15 protein-coding genes are annotated in these 15,912 nt (G+C 67.9%); 2 read left to right on the top strand and 13 right to left on the bottom strand.

Features of this window, described 5'->3' with window-relative positions; genetic code table 11:
- Positions 1 to 84 precede the first annotated feature (84 nt).
- A complete protein-coding gene (locus MNQ99_RS14215) occupies positions 85 to 1,479 on the bottom strand; it encodes an MFS transporter (RefSeq protein ID WP_241913370.1) in 1,395 nt (464 codons plus the stop codon).
- 268 nt (positions 1,480 to 1,747) lie between these two features.
- Here MNQ99_RS14215 and MNQ99_RS14210 point away from each other — a divergent pair, with 268 nt between their 5' ends.
- Positions 1,748 to 2,659, top strand: a complete 912-nt coding sequence (locus MNQ99_RS14210; protein ID WP_241913369.1) for a LysR family transcriptional regulator — start codon at positions 1,748 to 1,750, stop codon at positions 2,657 to 2,659.
- Positions 2,660 to 2,690: 31 nt separating this feature from the next.
- Here the strand turns inward: MNQ99_RS14210 and MNQ99_RS14205 are convergent, their stop codons facing one another.
- The 4 genes from MNQ99_RS14205 to MNQ99_RS14190 form a co-directional block, all read right to left on the bottom strand.
- Positions 2,691 to 3,977: an NAD(P)/FAD-dependent oxidoreductase gene (locus MNQ99_RS14205; protein ID WP_241913368.1), complete on the bottom strand. Its 1,287-nt coding sequence runs from the start codon at positions 3,975 to 3,977 to the stop codon at positions 2,691 to 2,693.
- Between the two features lie 57 nt (positions 3,978 to 4,034).
- A complete protein-coding gene (locus tag MNQ99_RS14200; protein ID WP_127512010.1) occupies positions 4,035 to 4,361 on the bottom strand; it encodes a 2Fe-2S iron-sulfur cluster-binding protein in 327 nt (108 codons plus the stop codon).
- A gap of 167 nt (positions 4,362 to 4,528) precedes the next feature.
- On the bottom strand, positions 4,529 to 4,855 hold the full coding sequence (locus MNQ99_RS14195) for a 2Fe-2S iron-sulfur cluster-binding protein (protein ID WP_241913367.1): 327 nt from the start codon (positions 4,853 to 4,855) through the stop codon (positions 4,529 to 4,531).
- 69 nt (positions 4,856 to 4,924) lie between these two features.
- Positions 4,925 to 6,118, bottom strand: a complete 1,194-nt coding sequence (locus MNQ99_RS14190) for a cytochrome P450 (protein ID WP_241913366.1) — start codon at positions 6,116 to 6,118, stop codon at positions 4,925 to 4,927.
- Positions 6,119 to 6,302: 184 nt separating this feature from the next.
- On the opposite strand from MNQ99_RS14190, the gene MNQ99_RS14185 reads away from it, so the two are divergent.
- Positions 6,303 to 7,223 carry a LysR substrate-binding domain-containing protein gene (locus MNQ99_RS14185; RefSeq protein WP_241913365.1) on the top strand — a complete coding sequence of 307 codons (921 nt, stop codon included), beginning with the start codon at positions 6,303 to 6,305 and terminating at the stop codon, positions 7,221 to 7,223.
- Here the strand turns inward: MNQ99_RS14185 and MNQ99_RS14180 are convergent.
- The 8 genes from MNQ99_RS14180 to MNQ99_RS14145 are packed head-to-tail and all read right to left on the bottom strand — an operon-like array spanning position 7,141 to position 15,911.
- Positions 7,141 to 8,316, bottom strand: coding sequence for an XdhC family protein (locus MNQ99_RS14180; RefSeq protein WP_241913364.1), 1,176 nt, complete (start codon positions 8,314 to 8,316; stop codon positions 7,141 to 7,143). The genes MNQ99_RS14185 and MNQ99_RS14180 overlap by 83 nt on opposite strands.
- Before the next feature lie 2 nt (positions 8,317 to 8,318).
- Positions 8,319 to 9,164, bottom strand: a complete 846-nt coding sequence (locus MNQ99_RS14175; protein ID WP_241913363.1) for an SRPBCC family protein — start codon at positions 9,162 to 9,164, stop codon at positions 8,319 to 8,321.
- Positions 9,164 to 10,447, bottom strand: coding sequence for a vWA domain-containing protein (locus tag MNQ99_RS14170; protein WP_241913362.1), 1,284 nt, complete (start codon positions 10,445 to 10,447; stop codon positions 9,164 to 9,166). The genes MNQ99_RS14175 and MNQ99_RS14170 overlap by 1 nt, the downstream gene beginning before the upstream one ends.
- Positions 10,440 to 11,372 (bottom strand): AAA family ATPase, encoded by a 933-nt coding sequence (locus MNQ99_RS14165; RefSeq protein ID WP_241913361.1) that lies wholly within the window; start codon positions 11,370 to 11,372, stop codon positions 10,440 to 10,442. The genes MNQ99_RS14170 and MNQ99_RS14165 overlap by 8 nt, the downstream gene beginning before the upstream one ends.
- Positions 11,369 to 11,977, bottom strand: a complete 609-nt coding sequence (locus MNQ99_RS14160) for a nucleotidyltransferase family protein (RefSeq protein WP_241913360.1) — start codon at positions 11,975 to 11,977, stop codon at positions 11,369 to 11,371. Before MNQ99_RS14160 ends, MNQ99_RS14165 begins: the two co-directional genes overlap by 4 nt.
- A complete protein-coding gene (locus MNQ99_RS14155; RefSeq protein ID WP_241913359.1) occupies positions 11,961 to 12,971 on the bottom strand; it encodes an XdhC family protein in 1,011 nt (336 codons plus the stop codon). The genes MNQ99_RS14160 and MNQ99_RS14155 overlap by 17 nt, the downstream gene beginning before the upstream one ends.
- A gap of 1 nt (position 12,972) precedes the next feature.
- A complete protein-coding gene (locus tag MNQ99_RS14150; protein WP_241913358.1) occupies positions 12,973 to 15,396 on the bottom strand; it encodes an aerobic carbon-monoxide dehydrogenase large subunit in 2,424 nt (807 codons plus the stop codon).
- Positions 15,393 to 15,911 (bottom strand): (2Fe-2S)-binding protein, encoded by a 519-nt coding sequence (locus MNQ99_RS14145; RefSeq protein ID WP_241913357.1) that lies wholly within the window; start codon positions 15,909 to 15,911, stop codon positions 15,393 to 15,395. The genes MNQ99_RS14150 and MNQ99_RS14145 overlap by 4 nt, the downstream gene beginning before the upstream one ends.
- Position 15,912: the final 1 nt, after the last annotated feature.

The raw sequence follows: 15,912 nt of genomic DNA, 5'->3' as shown, positions 1-15,912 counted from the left end.
GCGGGTGCCTTGCCGGAATTGCTTCCGGCAGGGCACCCGCCTCATTCGTTGACTAGCAGCGCTGGGTCAGCGCAGCTCGTCTGCTCAGACGCCCACCTTGACGGCGTCGTCGGTGGAGATGCCGCGGCGCTTGTCGAAGACGGTGGCGCCGACTTCCTGCTCCGCCTGGTTGTTGATCGACAGGTCGATCCCCGGGCGGTCGCGCAGGATCAGCACGGCAATGATGGAGATGATGGTCATGCCGAACAGGTACATCGAGACCGAGCTGCTGGCGCCGGTGGAATTGATCAGTGCCTGCGCGATGGTCGGAGCGAACGCGCCGCCGAGAATCGCACCCAGGGCGTAGGCGATCGAGACGCCGGAGTAGCGTACCGAGGCCGGGAAGATCTCGCTGTACCAGGCAGCCTGCGGGCCGTAGCCCAGGCCGAGGCCAACACTGAACATGCCCAGCGCCAGGTAGAGCATGCCGAGTGAGCCGGTGTCGATCAGCATGAACAGCGGGAAGACGGTTAGCAACTGCGCACTGAATCCGATGAGGTAGGTGCGTTTGCGGCCGATTTTGTCCGACAGGATTCCGGCGATGGCGGTGAAGATGAACCACATGGCCGAGGCGAACGTGATGGCCAGCAGCACGTCGGTGCGCTCCATGCCCACGGCGTCGCTGGTGGCGTAGCTGGGGATGAACCCGCCGGTGGCCATGTAGCCAGCGGCGTTGTTGCCAGCGAAAACGAGGGCAGCCAGAATGACCAGCAGCCAGTGCTTGCGGAACAGTTCGACGACGGGAACCTTGGTCTGCTGCTTCTTCTCGGCGATCTCCTTGAACACCGGGGACTCGTCCACAGAGCGGCGGACCAGGTAGCCGACCAGGATCAGCACGACGCTCAGCAGGAACGGAATGCGCCAGCCCCATTCGAGGAAGGCATCGCCGGGAGCGATGACACCGGTCATCAGAGTGGTGACGCCGGAGGCCAGCAGCATGCCCAGCGGGACACCCAGCTGCGGGAAGGAACCGGCGCGGCCGCGGCGGTCGCGGGGGGAGTGCTCCACGGCCATCAGGACGGCGCCGCCCCATTCACCGCCGGCGGAGATGCCCTGCAGGATACGCAGCGACAGCAGCAGGACCGGTGCGAGGACGCCAACGGTCTCATAGGTGGGCAGCACGCCGATCAAGGTCGTGGAAATGCCCATCAGGATCAGGGTGATCACCAGCATGGCGCGGCGGCCGAGCTTGTCGCCATAGTGGCCGGCCAGGAAGGCGCCGAGCGGCCGGAACAGGAAGCTGATGCCGACGGACGCGAACGCGAGCAGAAGGCCGATGGATTCACCGGCCGGCTCGAAGAACAGGTGCGCGAAGACCAGTCCGGCGGCGGTGGCGTAGATGAAGAAGTCGTACCACTCGATGGTGGTGCCGATGATCGTGGCAAACGCGACGCGACGCTGATTCGCGGCAGTCGAGTGCCCTGATACTGCAGTGCTCATGGTTTCCTTCAGGAACGGTCACGCCGAGGAGTTCGGCATGGTGATGATGGTGCGAAGGCGGACAGGAACGACGACGCCGGTGGCTCGCCGCCGATCGTTTCCGTGCCCGGAACCGATCGTGAACGGTTTGGGTTGCGCCGGCGTAGACGGGATCCTCCATCTGTGACGAGCGCAACTATTGAACTTATCACTTATTGTGACACGCCTTACTTCTATCGGTAAACTTCAGAGAACAGGTGAACATCTTTGATTGGACTGAAGAAAAGTGGTGGACTTCACGCTGCGCCAACTGGAGCTCTTTGCGGCCCTGCCCGATCATTCGACGTTGAGCTCCGCGGCAGCGAGCTTGCACATCTCCGAATCCGCGCTGTCCCAGGCCATCACGGCGCTGGAGCGGGCTGCCGGCGAACAGCTATGTGTGCGGCGGAAAGCGCGTGGCCTGCAGCTGACCCCCTCGGGGCAGTTCTTTGCCCAGCGTGCCCGCCAGCTGCTGCGCGATGCCGACGCGCTCATCAACGACCTGAGCGGTGCCGCCGGCGAGCTCAAGGGGCCCGTACGGCTGGGCTGCTTCGCGAGCTTTGCCAGCACGGTCCTGCCCTCGGTGCTCGACCATCTGCCCGAGAAATATCCGGGGATCAGCGTGGACGTCACTGTCGGTTCCCATGACGAACTGCTCCCTGCGCTGGATGCCGGCCAGTTGGATTTGGCCATGGTCTACGACATGGAGCTTCCGGCCGGTTACCACCAGCGCACGATTTACCAGACCGAACTGCAGGCGGTTCTGCACCCTGAGCATCCGCTGGCCGCTCAGCCCACGGTGGATCTGGCAGATCTGGCCGACGAGCCACTGATCATGTACGAATCGAGCCCGAGTACCGCCAACACTTACCGGGTCTTCGCCGATCGAGGGCTCCGTCCACGCATCGTGTCGTCAATGCCGCAAGTGGTGCTGGTCCAGGCGCTGGTCGGCCGGGGGCTGGGCTATGCGCTGCTGATGTCACGGCCGGAAGCTCCGGCCGTGACCGTCGAAGGCAGGAGCGTGGCGGTCCGCCCGCTGTCGCCTCCGGTATCCCGAACCACGATGTGCGCCATTTGGCCAGACACCATGGTCCTCAGTCCGCGGGCGGAGGCGGTGCTGGGCCATACGGTGAGGGCGCTCGGTGGAAGTGCCGCCGGTTAAAGCACTCCCGCGTTACGCTCCCACGGCCGCGCTAGACCGTGGCGGGTTGTTGTTTGGAGTAGGCCTTGAGGTCGAAGTCTGGGTCGGCGGCCTGTTCGGGAGTGAGGGTGCGGCCGGCGGAGAGCAGGCGGCGGGCGGCCATGTGGTCGGCGGGCTGGTTGACGGATTCGACGGCGGTGAGGGTGTTGTTGCGGAAGCAGAATACGGAGAACTTCTCCTCCGCCGGGTTCCCGCGGAGCACGGTCTGGTCGCCGGGGGCTGACAGGCCGGCGATCTGCAGGCGCAGGTGGCCTTGGTTGGACCAGAACCAGGGCAGGTCGGCGTAGCCGCCGGTCTCGCCGCCGGGGCCGGAGCCGGGGCCGGCGCCGGGGCCGGCGCCGAGCATCGCGGCGGCGGCGTGGCGGGCCTGGTCGGTGGCGTTCTGCACTGATTCCAGGCGGGTGCGGGCTCCGGCGTGGACGTTGGGGAAGGACGCGCAGTCGCCCAGGGCGTAAATATCCGGGTCAGACGTGCGCAGGCTGCCGTCCACCACGATGCCGTTATCCACCTCCAGGCCGGCTGCCTGGGCGAGTTCGGTGCGCGGGGTGACGCCGACCCCGACGAGCACCAGGTCCGCCGGGTAGCGTTCCCCGGTGGTGCTGACCGCGGCGGTGACGTGCCCGGCGTCGTTGCCGTCGAAGGAGGCGATGCCTTCACCCAGGCGCAGGGTGACGCCGAGGCGTTGGTGGGCGTCGGCGAAGAAGCCGCTCGTCACCGGGGTCAGGGCGCGTCCCATCGGCCGGTCGGCGTATTCGAGCACGGTGACGTCCAGGCCGCGGGCGCGGGCGGCGGCGGCGAACTCCAGGCCGATGAAGCCGGCGCCGATGACGACGACGGAGCGCACCGCATCGAGGCGGGCGTGCAGGGCCTGGGCGTCGGTGAGGGTGCGCAGGCCGTGGATGCCGCCCAGATCGGCGCCGGGCACGGTGAGTTCGCGGTTGGCGGCGCCGGTGGCCAGCACCAGCTTCGTATAGGCCAGGGTGGTGCCGTCGTCGAGGGCGACGGTCTTGGCGTCGCGGTCGATGGAGGTGGCGTGCACGCCGAGGCGGGCATCGACGTCGTTGGTGGTGAAGAACTTTTCCGGCCGCAGCGGCAGCGGGACCGGGTCCTTGCCGGCTGCGAGGTAGTCCTTGGACAGCGGCGGGCGCTGGTACGGGTGGTGCGGCTCTTCGCCGAGCAGCGTGATGGGCCCGGTGTAGCCTTCCTTGCGCAGCGAATCCACCAGCTGGATGCCGGCCTGGCCGTTGCCAATAACAACCACGTTTTCGGGATCAGTCATCGCGTTCATGGAGGGCCTTTCGGTAGGGGACGGGCCGGCCGGCCGAGGGCGGCCGGTTCAGTCCTGTTCGTCGGGAAGGTCCACTTCGATGTCATCGAAGTGGTCTCCGGCCGTGAGCTGGCAGCCAAGACGGCTGCGGGCCGGATCGCGGGGAGAGGCGGTAGTTTCGAGCATTTCTTCTTCGGCGGCGCTGATGGCGGGCAGACCGTCGAGGTATTCGTCTCGGACGTAGACATGGCAGGTGGCGCAGATGGCCTGGCCGCCGCATTCGCCGATAATGCCGTCAACACCGTTGAGCACTGCGGTCATCATGAGCGTCATCCCGGCCTCGGCATCCAGGCTGTCGACGTTCCCGTCGGCGTGGTGGTAGGTGATTTTCGCCAAGATTCTTCTCCTTGTTCGGGCCTGAACCTTGATCGTAGGCCCGCACTACGGCACCCTGGCCGGGAGGAGCGGCGGCAGCTTCGGTCAGCTTAGATTGCGGTTCGCTCACGCTGGCCGCAGCCCATGCCCGCACTCCGTTGCCCGGGCCGCCGCCTCTCCGGGAAGGCTCAGATCTGGTCGTCGGGGACGTCCACTTCAATCTGTTCCAGGTCGGTGCCGACCGTGATCTGGCAGCCGAGCCGGCTGCGGGTCTCGTCCCGCGGGCCCGCGGTGCACTCGAGCATCTCTTCTTCGTCGTCGCCGATTTCCGGCAGCCCGTCGAGGTATTCGGGCCGCACGTAGACGTGGCAGGTGGCGCACATGGCCTGGCCGCCGCATTCGCCGACGATGCCGTCGACGCCGTTGGTGACGGCGGCCCGCATCAGCGAGGTGCCGGGGTCGACGTCCAGAACGTCAACGTTGCCGTCGGAGTGGTGGAAGCTGATCTTTGCCATGGGGAGCTGTCCTTGCTGTAGGCGTGGAGGTGGGGGAACGTGGGGAAGTAGGAGAGGGAGGCCCAGGGCTTAGCCCCAGAGCACCGGCATCTTGGTCATGCCGCGGAAGACCCAACCGGCGTCTACCGGCGCGTTGTCCGGGTCCAGACGGAGGTTCGGCAGTTCGCGGAAGACCTGCGGCATGGCGATCTGCGCCACCGAAGCCCGGGCCACCCAGGCGCCGGCACAGAAGTGGTTGCCACCGCCGAAGGCCAGATGCGGCTTCTTCTCCCGGTTGATGTTGAACGACTCCGGATCCTCGAAGACCGCCGGGTCGCGGTTCGCGGCGCCCACCACAATGCCCAGCCGGGCACCGGCCGGCAGTTGCACGCCTTCCAGTACGGTGTCGCCTGTAACCTCCCGCGGGTACATGCCGATGGGGGCCACCCAGCGCACGGATTCTTCGAACGCCCGGGCGTACAGCGCCTCGTCGGCCAGCACCTGGGCCAGCTGATCCGGGTTGTCCAGCAGCGCCCACACCGTGGTGCCCAGGACATCGCGCGGTTCGTTCAGCCCTCCGCCGATGGTCATCTTCATGTTCGCGCGGATGGCTTCGAGCGGGATCGGCATCGAGGTCATGCCGGAGAGAAGGCTGGAATCGGGGTTCTTGCGCAGGTAGGGCAGGATCTCGTCGATCGCATCGTCGACTTCGTTGTAGGACTGTTCCGACTTGGCCCAGACCTCGGGATCGTCGGCATAGTTGCCGGTGCCGTCGATCATGGTCTGCGACCAACGCTGCATGTCTTCCTGGCTGGCGTTGTGAAAGCCCATGATCAGGCGCAGGTTCTCCGCGGCGTAGGGAGCGGCATAATCCCAGACGAAGTCGGCGCCGGATCCGGCTGCCTTCAACTGCGCCAGGTACTTGTCGCTGTTGGCCTGGAAGATGGCGTTCCAATGTTCCTTGATCGCTTTGGGCCGCAGCACGTTGCCGTAGGACTTCCGGTCCACGTCGTGTTCCGGGTCGTCCTTGCGGAGCATCGAGTGTCCCATGGCCCGCTTCATCAGCGAGTTGGTCTCGTCGGCGGAAAAGCGCTCCTGGTCCTGTTCGATCACGTGGCAGGCCTGGTAGCTGGTGACCATGTACCGGTTGACGGCGGGCACCCAGTGCACGGGGGACTCGGCGCGCAGTTTTTGGTAGATCGGATACGGGTTCCGGTAGAGATCCGGGATGGTGACCCAATCCGCGGTGGGAACCGGGTGGGCTTCGGTAGCTGCGGTGGTCATGACTCGGTCTCCTGGGGGCGTAGCGGCCGGGACCTGCCATCCCGGTTTCGGCTTACCTCTCACCGTGCCGGCGTGAGGTGTGTCTCGAATGAGTGTGACAGCAGACATATCCGCCGGTAAAGTTCATATTTTGTGGAAATATCCACCGAAAAACTTTGGTTAGCTCTTGCATCAGGAGGTTTGCGTGGTCCGGTACACCCTGCGGCAGCTGGCGTACTTCGTCGCGGTGGCCGACGCCGGTACCATTGCCGCCGCTGCGGACGAACTGCATGTCTCGCAGACCGCCGTGGCTGCGGCGGTGAAAGAGCTGGAGCGGATCTTCGGCACGCAGTTGACCGTCCGGCGCAAGGCGCACGGAGTCAGCCTGACCCCGGCGGGGCGGCAGCTGCATGCGCGGGCGGCCGCTTTCCTGCGTGAAGCGGAGGAACTGGAGCTCAGCACCAGCAGTGGCGGGGGAGAGTTGGCGGGTCCGCTGGTGGTGGGCTGCTACCTGACCTTGGCGCCGACCATTCTGCCCGGGCTGCTTGAATTCTTCGCCGCCGAGCACCCGAAAGTGCAGCTGGATTTCGTCGAAGGCACACAGGACGCCGTCCAGGACAAGCTGGTGGCCGGCGAACTGGACCTGGCCATCGTGTATGACATGGACCTGCGGCCCGGACTGGAGTCGGTGCAGCTGGACACCATGCAGGCCTACGCGCTGTTGCCCGCAGGCCACCGGTTGGCCGGCAAGGATGCCGTGGCGCTGGCGGAGCTGGCCGAGGAGCCGATGATCCTGCTGGACGCCCCGCCCAGCAGCCATCACACCATGTCCGTGTTCCGCGACGCTTCGGTAGTGCCCAAAATCCGGTACCGGACCACGGACTTCGAACTGACCCGTTCGCTGGTGGGGCGCGGCATCGGTTACTCGGTGCTGGTACAGCGCCCGGCCGGTGACGCCACGTATGAGGGCAGGCCCTTCACGGCCCTGCCGATCGAGCCCGCGGTCCGCCCGGTGAACGTGAAGATCGTCTGGCCGGAAGGGATCAGGCTGACCGACCGGGCTGCAGAGATGGTCCGGTTTGCGGTTGAGGCTCATGCGCCTCGTCATGGTGGATCCGGTCGCTGAGTTCGCCCAGCGGTTGGCCGCCGCCGCCCCATTGCCGGGCGATGATTTCGGCCGCGATGGACACCGCGGTTTCCTCCGGGGTGCGTGCGCCCAGGTCCAGCCCCACCGGGCTGTGCAGGCGGGACAGTTCCTCGTTGGTGAGGCCCGCTTCGCGCAGCCGCTGCAGGCGGTCGTCGTGCGTGCGCCGTGAGCCCATCGCCCCGACGTAGGCGGTCTTGCTCCCGCGCAGGGCCACCTCCAGCAGCGGGACGTCGAACTTTGGGTCGTGGGTCAGCACGCAAATGACCGTCCGCTCATCCAGCAGGTCCTGTTGCAGTTGCTCGGTCAGGTACTGGTGCGGCCACTGCACCACCACCTCGTCCGCCTCCGGAAAGCGCGCGCGGGTGGCGAAGACCGGCCGGGCATCACAGACGGTGACCTGGTACCCCAGGAAGGTTCCCATTCGGGCCAAGGCCGCCGCGAAGTCGATGGCGCCGAAAACCAACATCCGGGGCCGCGGCGCGAAGCTGCCGAAAAAGATCCGCATCCCCTCGCCGCGCCGATGCCCGTCGGGCCCATAGGTCAGCGTGGAGTTCCGGCCCGCGGCCAGCAGGCCCAAGGTGTCGTCCGCGACGGCGTGGTTGACGCGCTCGGTTCCCAGGTCGCCGTCGAAGCCGTCCGGACGGACTACCAGATGCCGCCCCAGCCACGCCGGATCCGGGTGCTCAATCACCGTGGCGATGCCCACCGGACGGGAAGCGGCAATATCCGCGGCGACATCGTCGAGTCCCGGAAAGGTCCCACGGGAGAGCGGCTCCACGAAAACGTCGAGGATTCCGCCACAGGTCAGTCCCACCGAGAACGCCTCGTCGTCGCTGATGCCGTAGCGCACCAGCGCGGGCCGGCCGCTCGCGGTCACGTCGGTGGCCAGCTCGTACACCGCGCCTTCCACACAGCCGCCCGACACCGAGCCGATGGCCTCCCCGCCGGCGGTGACCGCCATGGACGCGCCCGGCGGACGCGGCGCGGACTTGAAGGTGCGGACCACCGTGGCCAGGCCCGCCGTTTCTCCTGCCTGCCAGCCGGGCAGCAACTTTGCCAAAACGTCCCGCACGGTTACACGCCTCCTGGCCGCAGCAATGCCACCGCTTGCCGGCGTCCCGACCGGCGGCCGGCCAGGTGTGCCAAGGCGGCCGCAACCAACACCAGGCACAGCACCTTGCCCGGACTGCGCAGCTGGTCGGCGAGCACTTGCCTGGCCACGGCGAGACCGTCAAGGCTGCTTTCGCCCTGCGGTCCAGCCGGCGCCGAAGGGGCAGGGGAGGAGGACGACGGCGGTGCGGCCGGCTGCGTATAGGCCGCGGACCCGGGCTGTGCCCCGGCAGCGGACGACGGCGGCGCCGGCGCCGAGGGCGCAGAGGCCGTAGGCGACGCCGTGGCGGATGCCGGTGCGGCGGACGCCTGGACGGCTGAAGCGGGCGCTGCGTCGGCACCGTTGTGGGGCCCCTTGGCGTCCGGCGCCTTGATCATTTCCTGCAGGTTCTTGGTGAACACGGCAAGCATTTGGTCGGTGACGCTGCCGATCACGCTCTTGCCCATGGCCGCCGCCTTGCCGGACAACGTCAGGTCGGCGTTGACGCTGGCCTCGGTGGCAGCTCCGGATTCGGACAGCTGCATGGTCACCGTCGCCTCTGCGGCGCCCTGTCCCCGTGTTTCGCGCGCCTTCCCCCGCAGCGTTGCCCGCCGGGCGCCGGCGTCGCGCTCCTCCACATGCAACGTGCCCTTGTACTGCATGGTCACCGGCCCCAGCTTCACCTTCATGGCGACCTGATACTCGTCCTCGGAGGTCTTTTCCAGGATCTGCGCTCCCGGGATGCATCCGGCCACCCGTTCGAAATCCATCAGGGTTTCCCAAACTGTCCCGATCGGTGCGGTGACGGAGAACGTGCGTTCAAGCTGCATTACCGTGTCCTTTGCCTGGTGAACTGGTTGGTGGTCCGCGGGCCGGAGCCCTGGCTGCGGTCGGAGCGGATGGCCGCGGCCACCTCCGACAAGGCGGCGTAGCTGTGGCCGCTGACAAACGCGTCGCAGTAAGGCAGGGCGGCCGCCATGCCGCCCGCCAGCGGTTGGTAATCTACCGCCACCTTACGGGGATTGATCCAGATGATTCGATACGCCAGCCGCCGCAGCCGCTGCATCTGCGCGGCGACCTCGGCTGGATCGTCTTGCGCCCAGCCGTCGGACATGACCACCACCACGGCGCCGCGGGCCATGCCCTGGCGGCCGTAGTCGTCGATGAACCGGTGCAGGCTTTCGGCTAGACGCGTGCCGCCGGCCCAGTCCCGCACCTCGGCGGCGGCACGGGCCAGCGCGGTGTCCGGGTCGCGGACGGCCAGCTGCCGGGTGAGCCGGGTGAGGCGGGTGGAAAAGACGAAGGCTTCCGCCCGGGCTCCCGCGGCCGCACCCTGCAGCAGCGAGAGGAACACCCGCGTGTAGGACTCCATGGAACCGGAGACATCGCACAGCAGCACCAGCCGGCGGGGCTTGGGCCGCCGTTGGGCAAAGACCAGGCGGATGGCATCGGGGCCGTTGCGGCGCGCGGTCCGGGCGGTGCGGCGGATATCCAGCCGGGAGCTGCTGCGGGCCGATCGGCGGGTCCGCCGGCTGTCCCGGACAGGAGTGGAGAGCACGATCCGGCGGACCAGTTGCCGAACGACGGCGGTCTCAGCATCGGTCATTTCCGCAAACGATGTTTGGTGCAGCCGCTCCTGCCCCGAAGCCATCAACAGCACCGATTCGCGCGGCGGCCCCTCGCCAGCGCCGGCCCCGTCCCGGCCCGGGAACATGCCGGGCGGCAGGGCCGCCTCGGGCGCCGGGCGGTGGTCGGACGGGCTGCTGGCGCCGGTGGGCCGCTCCGCGGCGCCTTGACCCGACCACGGCGGGTGGTTCGGATCGCCGCGGTGATCGGCCGGATCAGGTATCAGGCCGGCGGCGCCGCCGAAGACCGCCGCGAACACGGCGTCGAAAACCGGCAACTGCTCGCGGTCGGAGACCAGCACCACGCGGCAGGCCCAGTACAAGGTGGTCCGGTCGGCCGGCGGCAGCAGACGCAGCGCTTCGGCCAGTCGGCCGGCGCGGTCCGGTGAGGCGGGCACCCCGGCGCGGCGCAGCGCCGTCGTTAGGCCGGCACTAAGGGCCGCCGTGTCCGCGGGTCGCGCCGCGCCGCGGATGCCACGCTCAGTCATGGCTGCCCACCAACCACGCGCCGCCGCGGGCGGCGATGAGCTCAAGGTCATCCCGGTTCTTGAGCACCGAGCCCCAGGTCCGTTCGGCGCTCGCCGCGTCCAGCCGATCCGCCCCCAGCAGGCTGAGCGCGGACACCCAGTCGATGGCCTCGGCAATCCCCGGGGGCTTGACCATGTCCACGGTGCGCAGCCGGGCGATGGCGGCCGCCGCCTGCAACGCGATGGATCCGGTGCTGGACGGGACCCGGCGCCGCACAATCTCGGCGATCCTCTCCGGGGCCGGGTAATCGATCCAGTGATACAGGCAGCGGCGGGTGAGCGCGTCATGCAGGTCGCGGGTCCGGTTGGAGGTCAGGACGATGATCGGCGGATGCACTGCGCGGATGGTCCCCAGCTCGGGGACGCTCACGGCCGCTTCGGCGAGCAGTTCGAAAGTGAAGGCTTCGAACTCTGCATCCGCGCGGTCGATCTCGTCCAACAGCAGCACGGCCGGCCGGGGTCCCGGGTGCTCGATGGCCTGCAGCAGCGGGCGGCGCAGCAGGTATTTCTCGGCAAAGAGGTCTGTTTCAACCAGTTCGCTGTGCTGTACCTCGGCCAACCGGATGCCCAGCAGTTGGCGCTGGTGGTTCCACTCGTACAACGCCTCGCCGGCGTCGATGCCCTCGTAGCACTGCAGCCGGTACAGGGGAGTGTCCAGCACCTGGGCCAGCGCCTTGGCGGCTTCGGTCTTGCCCACCCCGGCTTCGCCTTCGAGCAGGATCGGCTGCGGGAGCCGCAGGGCCAGGAACAATGCGGTGGCCAGGCCCGTATCGGCGACGTAGTCCACCGCGTCCAGCGACGCGATCAGCGATTCCACGTCAGGAACGCGGTTCCGGACGTCCGCCTGGCTGCCGTCCTGCGCGTCCTTCCGCGCCGGCGTGGTCATGGTGTGCCCCGCAGTGCTGCCAGGACCTGCCGGTAATCGTCCTCGGTGTCCACGTCCAACGGGACGGGACCCGGGATGGCGACCTCGACGACGTCGGCGGCGCGTTGCTCCAGCAGTTTCCACACCGCCTTGTCGCCGTGCAGCTGGGCCAGCAGCGGGAAGAGCGAGCGGTGGAACGCGAACGGATGGCCCACGCCGTCGTCGTATTGGCACACCGCCAGCGACGAGTCGCCCCGTCCGGCGAGCAGTGCGTGCACCGAGGCCGGTGTTACTCCGGGCTGGTCGCCGAGCAACAGCACCAGGGCTTCGGTCTGCGGGTGCAGCGCCGGCATCGCCGCCGCAATCGAAGACGAGCAGCCGTCGGCGTAAGACGGGTTGTCCACCACGTCACAACCGCTGGTATCCACGGACCGACGCACCGCATCGCCGGCCCCGCCCAGGGCCAGGACGATCTGGTCAAACCCGGCCTCGCGGGCGGTGCCGAGCACGGCATCGAGCAGCACGCCGCTGCCGTATGGCAGCAGCTGCTTGGGCCTGCCGAGCCTGCGGGATCCTCCGGCGGCGAGCACCAGGGCGGCGATCCGGTGTTCAGGAGATGACGGCATAGTGCTCCGGATCCTTGAGGAACGCGGCCCGGCAGCCGGCGGAGCAGAAGTAAACGGTCCTGCCGGCGTGTTCCACATGCAGCGTGGCAGGTATGGCCGGAACGGTCATGCCGCAGACCGGGTCCAAGGCGGTGGCGGGCTCCGCCGTCCCTGATTCCGCCGTGGATTCGAAGCCGTCCGCCGCGGCCGCCGGGCCGACGCCGTCCGTGGATTCGACGCCGTCCGCCGCGGCCGCCGGAAGGGCGGCGCCTGCCGCCGCCGGAGGGGCGGCCGTTGCGGAGCGTTCCGAGACCAGCTCCGCCAGGATGGCCAGGGCTGTTTCTTCCGGTGTGCGGGCCCCCAGCGCCAGTCCGGCCGGGCAGTGCACCCGGGACCGAAGTTCCTCGTCCACGTCCAGCGAGGCGAGCACCTCGTTGCCGCGGCGTTCGCTGGCAACCAGCGCCACGTAGGGAACGGAGGCCTGCAGCGCCGCGGTGAGGGCAGCTTCCTCCTCCCGCCCGTGCGAGGCGACGATGAGTGCGGCATCATCCGGCCGGGGTTGTGCCGCGCTGCCGGCCACCAGTTCCGGTTCGAATCCCAGCACCGATCCCAGCGCGGCCAGTGCCTGCGCTATCGGGCTGGCGCCGACCACCACTATCCGTGGTGCCGGCAGCTGCGGCTGCAGGAAGATTTCCACCGAGCCGCCGCTGAGGCACGGATTCGCCACGGTGACAGCACCCTCCTCCTGGTTCCGGACCGGCTCGCCCGGCATGACCCGAAGCAGCAGAGGCTCGCCGGAGGCCAAGGTGCGCAGGCCGTAGTCACGCACGGAAGCTTCCACGCAGTTCCCGCCCACGAACCCTTCGATGGTGCCGCCGGCCAGTACCAGAGCGGTGTCGCCCGCGCGGGCGCTGGTCGGATGCTGGGCCCGGACCACGGTGGCACGGACAAAAGGTTCCCGCCGCCTGCTCAGTTCATCCGCCCTGGCGGCCAGGGCCATCTCGCGCTGCGGCATGTCACACCGGTGGCCTCGGCCGGCCCTGCATGGCCTCCCAGACGCGGGCGGGGGTGCACGGCATGTCCATATGCGTGATCCCAAACGGCGCCAGCGCGTCGACGACGGCATTGACGATGGCCGGCGGAGACCCAACCGTGGCGGATTCGCCGATGCCCTTCGCACCGATCGGATGATGCGGCGACGGCGTGACCGTGAAACCGGTCTCCCAATCCGGAACCTCCATCGCCGTCGGGATCAGGTAGTCCATGAAGGACCCGCCCAGGCAGTTGCCGTCCTCGTCGAATTCGATGATCTCCATCAGCGCCATCCCGACGCCGTCGGTCAGGCCGCCGTGGACCTGGCCCTCGATGATCATCGGATTGATCCTGGTGCCGCAGTCGTCCACCGCGATGAAGCGGCGGACTTTCACGCGGCCGGTGCCGGGATCGACGTCGACCACACAGATGTAGGCGCCGAACGGGAACGTCAGATTGGGCGGGTCGTAGGTGACCTCGGCGTCGAGGTTGCCATCGATTCCGTCGGGCAACGCGACGGTGCCGTGGGCGCCGAGGGCGATCTCCGCCATCGTCTTGCCCGCGCCGGGGTCGCCCTTCACGAACCAGCGGCCTTTCTCCCATTCCAGGTCCTCGGGACGGGTTTCGAGCATCGCGGCCGCGATGAACTTCGCCTTGTCCCGGACTTTGCGGGCCACCAGGGCCACCGCGCCGCCGCTCACAGGCGTGGAGCGGCTGCCGTAGGTGCCCAGGCCAAACGGCGTCTGGTCGGTGTCGCCGTGCACCACATCGATGTCTTCCGGCGGGATGCCCAGTTCCTCGGCCACGATCTGCGCGAAGGTGGTCTCGTGGCCTTGCCCCTGCGATTGCACCGAGAGCCGGACCACCGCCTTGCCGGTCGGGTGGACCCGCAGTTCGGCGCCGTCGGCCATGCCCAGGCCCACGATGTCGAAGTGTTTGCGCGGGCCGGCACCGACGGTCTCGGTGAAGAAGGAGACCCCGATGCCCATCAGCTCGCCGCGCTCGCGCTTCTCGGCCTGCTCGCGGCGCAACTCCTCGTAGCCGGCCATCTTCATGGACAGCCGCATGGCCGGTTCGTAATTTCCCGAGTCGTACTCCCAACCGGTCTTGTTCGCGTAAGGGAACTGCTCGGGCCGGATGAAGTTCTTCAGCCGCAATTCGGCGGGATCCATCTCCAGTTTGCGCGCCAGCACGTCCACCATGCGTTCCACCAAATACACGGCCTCGGTGACCCGGAAGGAACACGCGTAGGCGACGCCGCCTGGCGCCTTGTTGGTGTACACACCGGTGACCTTGCAGTACGCCGCCTGCAGGTCATAGCTGCCGGTGAAGATGCTGAAGAAGCCGGCCGGGTTCTTGGTGGGCTGGGCGGTGGCGTTGAACGCGCCGTGGTCGGCCAGCACATTGGTCCGCACCGCCAGGATCTTGCCGTCCTTGGTGGCGGCGATTTCCCCACGCATCAGGTAATCCCGCGCGAAGGAGGTGGACATCAGGTTCTCCGAACGGTCCTCCACCCACTTGACCGGTTTGCCGGTGACGATGGACCCGACGACGGCCAGGACGTAGCCCGGGTAGATGCCCACCTTGTTCCCGAAGCCGCCGCCGATGTCCGGAGACACCACACGGATCTTGTGCTCGGGAATGCCGGCCACCATTGCATACAGGGTGCGGTGGGCATGGGGCGCCTGCGTCGTCTCGTACAGGGTCAGGCCACCGTCGATCGGATCGAAATCCGCCACCGCCCCGCAGGTTTCCATCGGGGCCGGATGAACCCTCGGGTAGACCATGTCCTGGGCGACGACGACGTCGGCCGCCGCGAACACTGCCTCGGTCTCGTCCGCGTCGCCAATCTCCCAATCGAAAATGCGGTTGTCGGTGCGACCCGCCAGATCGTCGCGGATAACGGGAGCATCGGCATCGAGCGCCTTCCGCGCGTCGATGACCGGCGGCAGGATGTCGTATTCCACATCGATCAGTTCCAGCGCGTCGCGGGCGGCGTAGCGGTCCTCCGCTACGACGAACGCGACTTCCTGGCCTTGGAACCGGACCTTGTCCGTCACCAGCACGGCCTGCACGTCCGCGGACAGCGTTGGCGCCCAGGCAAGGTTCAATCCTTCCAAGTCCTTGCCGGTGATGACTGCCTTGACCTTCGGGTGTGCCAGCGCCTCGGACGTGTCGATCGAGACCAGTCTGGCGTGCGCCACGGGGGCACGCAGGATGGCGCCGTGCAGCATGCCCGGCAGCACAATGTCGTCAACGTAGCGACCCTTGCCGCGGATGAACCGCGGGTCTTCCTTGCGCTGGATCCGGCCGTAACCGATCGGCCGGTCCTTGTCTCCCGCGGCCGGATTGCCCGGACGGGCGCCTTCTCCCGGTCCCGACGCCGGACGCTCCTGGGTGGTGGTCATGCCGTCACCTCTTCAGCTTCACTTGGATCGGCGGCGTCCCCCGTAGCAGCGCTGCTGACGGGGTGGTTCGCCGCCCATTGGACCGAGCGGACAATGGTGGCGTAGCCGGTGCAGCGGCAGATCTGGCCGGAGATCGCCTGCCGGATCTCGCCGTCGTCCGGATGCGGGTTCTTATCCAGCAGGGCCCGGGCGGTGAGCATCATTCCGGGGGTGCAGAAACCGCACTGCAGCCCGTGCTCCTCCATGAAGCCTTGCTGGACAGGATCCAGCGCGCCGTTGCTGGCCAGTCCTTCGACGGTACGGATCTCGTGCCCGTCCGCCATCGCCGCCAGCACGGTGCAGGACTTCACCGGCTGCCCGTCCATCAGCACCACGCAGGTGCCGCAGTTGCTGGTGTCGCAGCCCCAATGGGTTCCGGTCAGGCCCAGTTCTTCGCGGATGAAATGGACCAGCAGCACGCGCGGTTCGATGTCGCGGGTCACTTCATTGCCGTTGACGCTCATGCTGATCTGCATG

It is taken from the genome of Arthrobacter sulfonylureivorans (assembly GCF_022637435.1).
GTDB classification, from domain to species: Bacteria; Actinomycetota; Actinomycetes; order Actinomycetales; family Micrococcaceae; genus Crystallibacter; species Crystallibacter sulfonylureivorans.
This window is presented reverse-complemented; position numbering and strand designations above follow the sequence as displayed.

What these genes read in the sequence shown, in the direction of transcription:
- MNQ99_RS14175 (WP_241913363.1), bottom strand. Translation starts at nt 9,164, where the DNA reads ATGCAGCTTGAACGCACGTTCTCCGTCACCGCACCGATCGGGACAGTT.
- MNQ99_RS14170 (WP_241913362.1), bottom strand. Translation starts at nt 10,447, where the DNA reads ATGACTGAGCGTGGCATCCGCGGCGCGGCGCGACCCGCGGACACGGCG.
- MNQ99_RS14190 (WP_241913366.1), bottom strand. Translation starts at nt 6,118, where the DNA reads ATGACCACCGCAGCTACCGAAGCCCACCCGGTTCCCACCGCGGATTGG.
- MNQ99_RS14155 (WP_241913359.1), bottom strand. Translation starts at nt 12,971, where the DNA reads ATGCCGCAGCGCGAGATGGCCCTGGCCGCCAGGGCGGATGAACTGAGC.
- MNQ99_RS14145 (WP_241913357.1), bottom strand. Translation starts at nt 15,911, where the DNA reads ATGCAGATCAGCATGAGCGTCAACGGCAATGAAGTGACCCGCGACATC.
- MNQ99_RS14215 (WP_241913370.1), bottom strand. Translation starts at nt 1,479, where the DNA reads ATGAGCACTGCAGTATCAGGGCACTCGACTGCCGCGAATCAGCGTCGC.
- MNQ99_RS14160 (WP_241913360.1), bottom strand. Translation starts at nt 11,977, where the DNA reads ATGCCGTCATCTCCTGAACACCGGATCGCCGCCCTGGTGCTCGCCGCC.
- MNQ99_RS14195 (WP_241913367.1), bottom strand. Translation starts at nt 4,855, where the DNA reads ATGGCAAAGATCAGCTTCCACCACTCCGACGGCAACGTTGACGTTCTG.
- MNQ99_RS14205 (WP_241913368.1), bottom strand. Translation starts at nt 3,977, where the DNA reads ATGACTGATCCCGAAAACGTGGTTGTTATTGGCAACGGCCAGGCCGGC.
- MNQ99_RS14150 (WP_241913358.1), bottom strand. Translation starts at nt 15,396, where the DNA reads ATGACCACCACCCAGGAGCGTCCGGCGTCGGGACCGGGAGAAGGCGCC.
- MNQ99_RS14165 (WP_241913361.1), bottom strand. Translation starts at nt 11,372, where the DNA reads ATGACCACGCCGGCGCGGAAGGACGCGCAGGACGGCAGCCAGGCGGAC.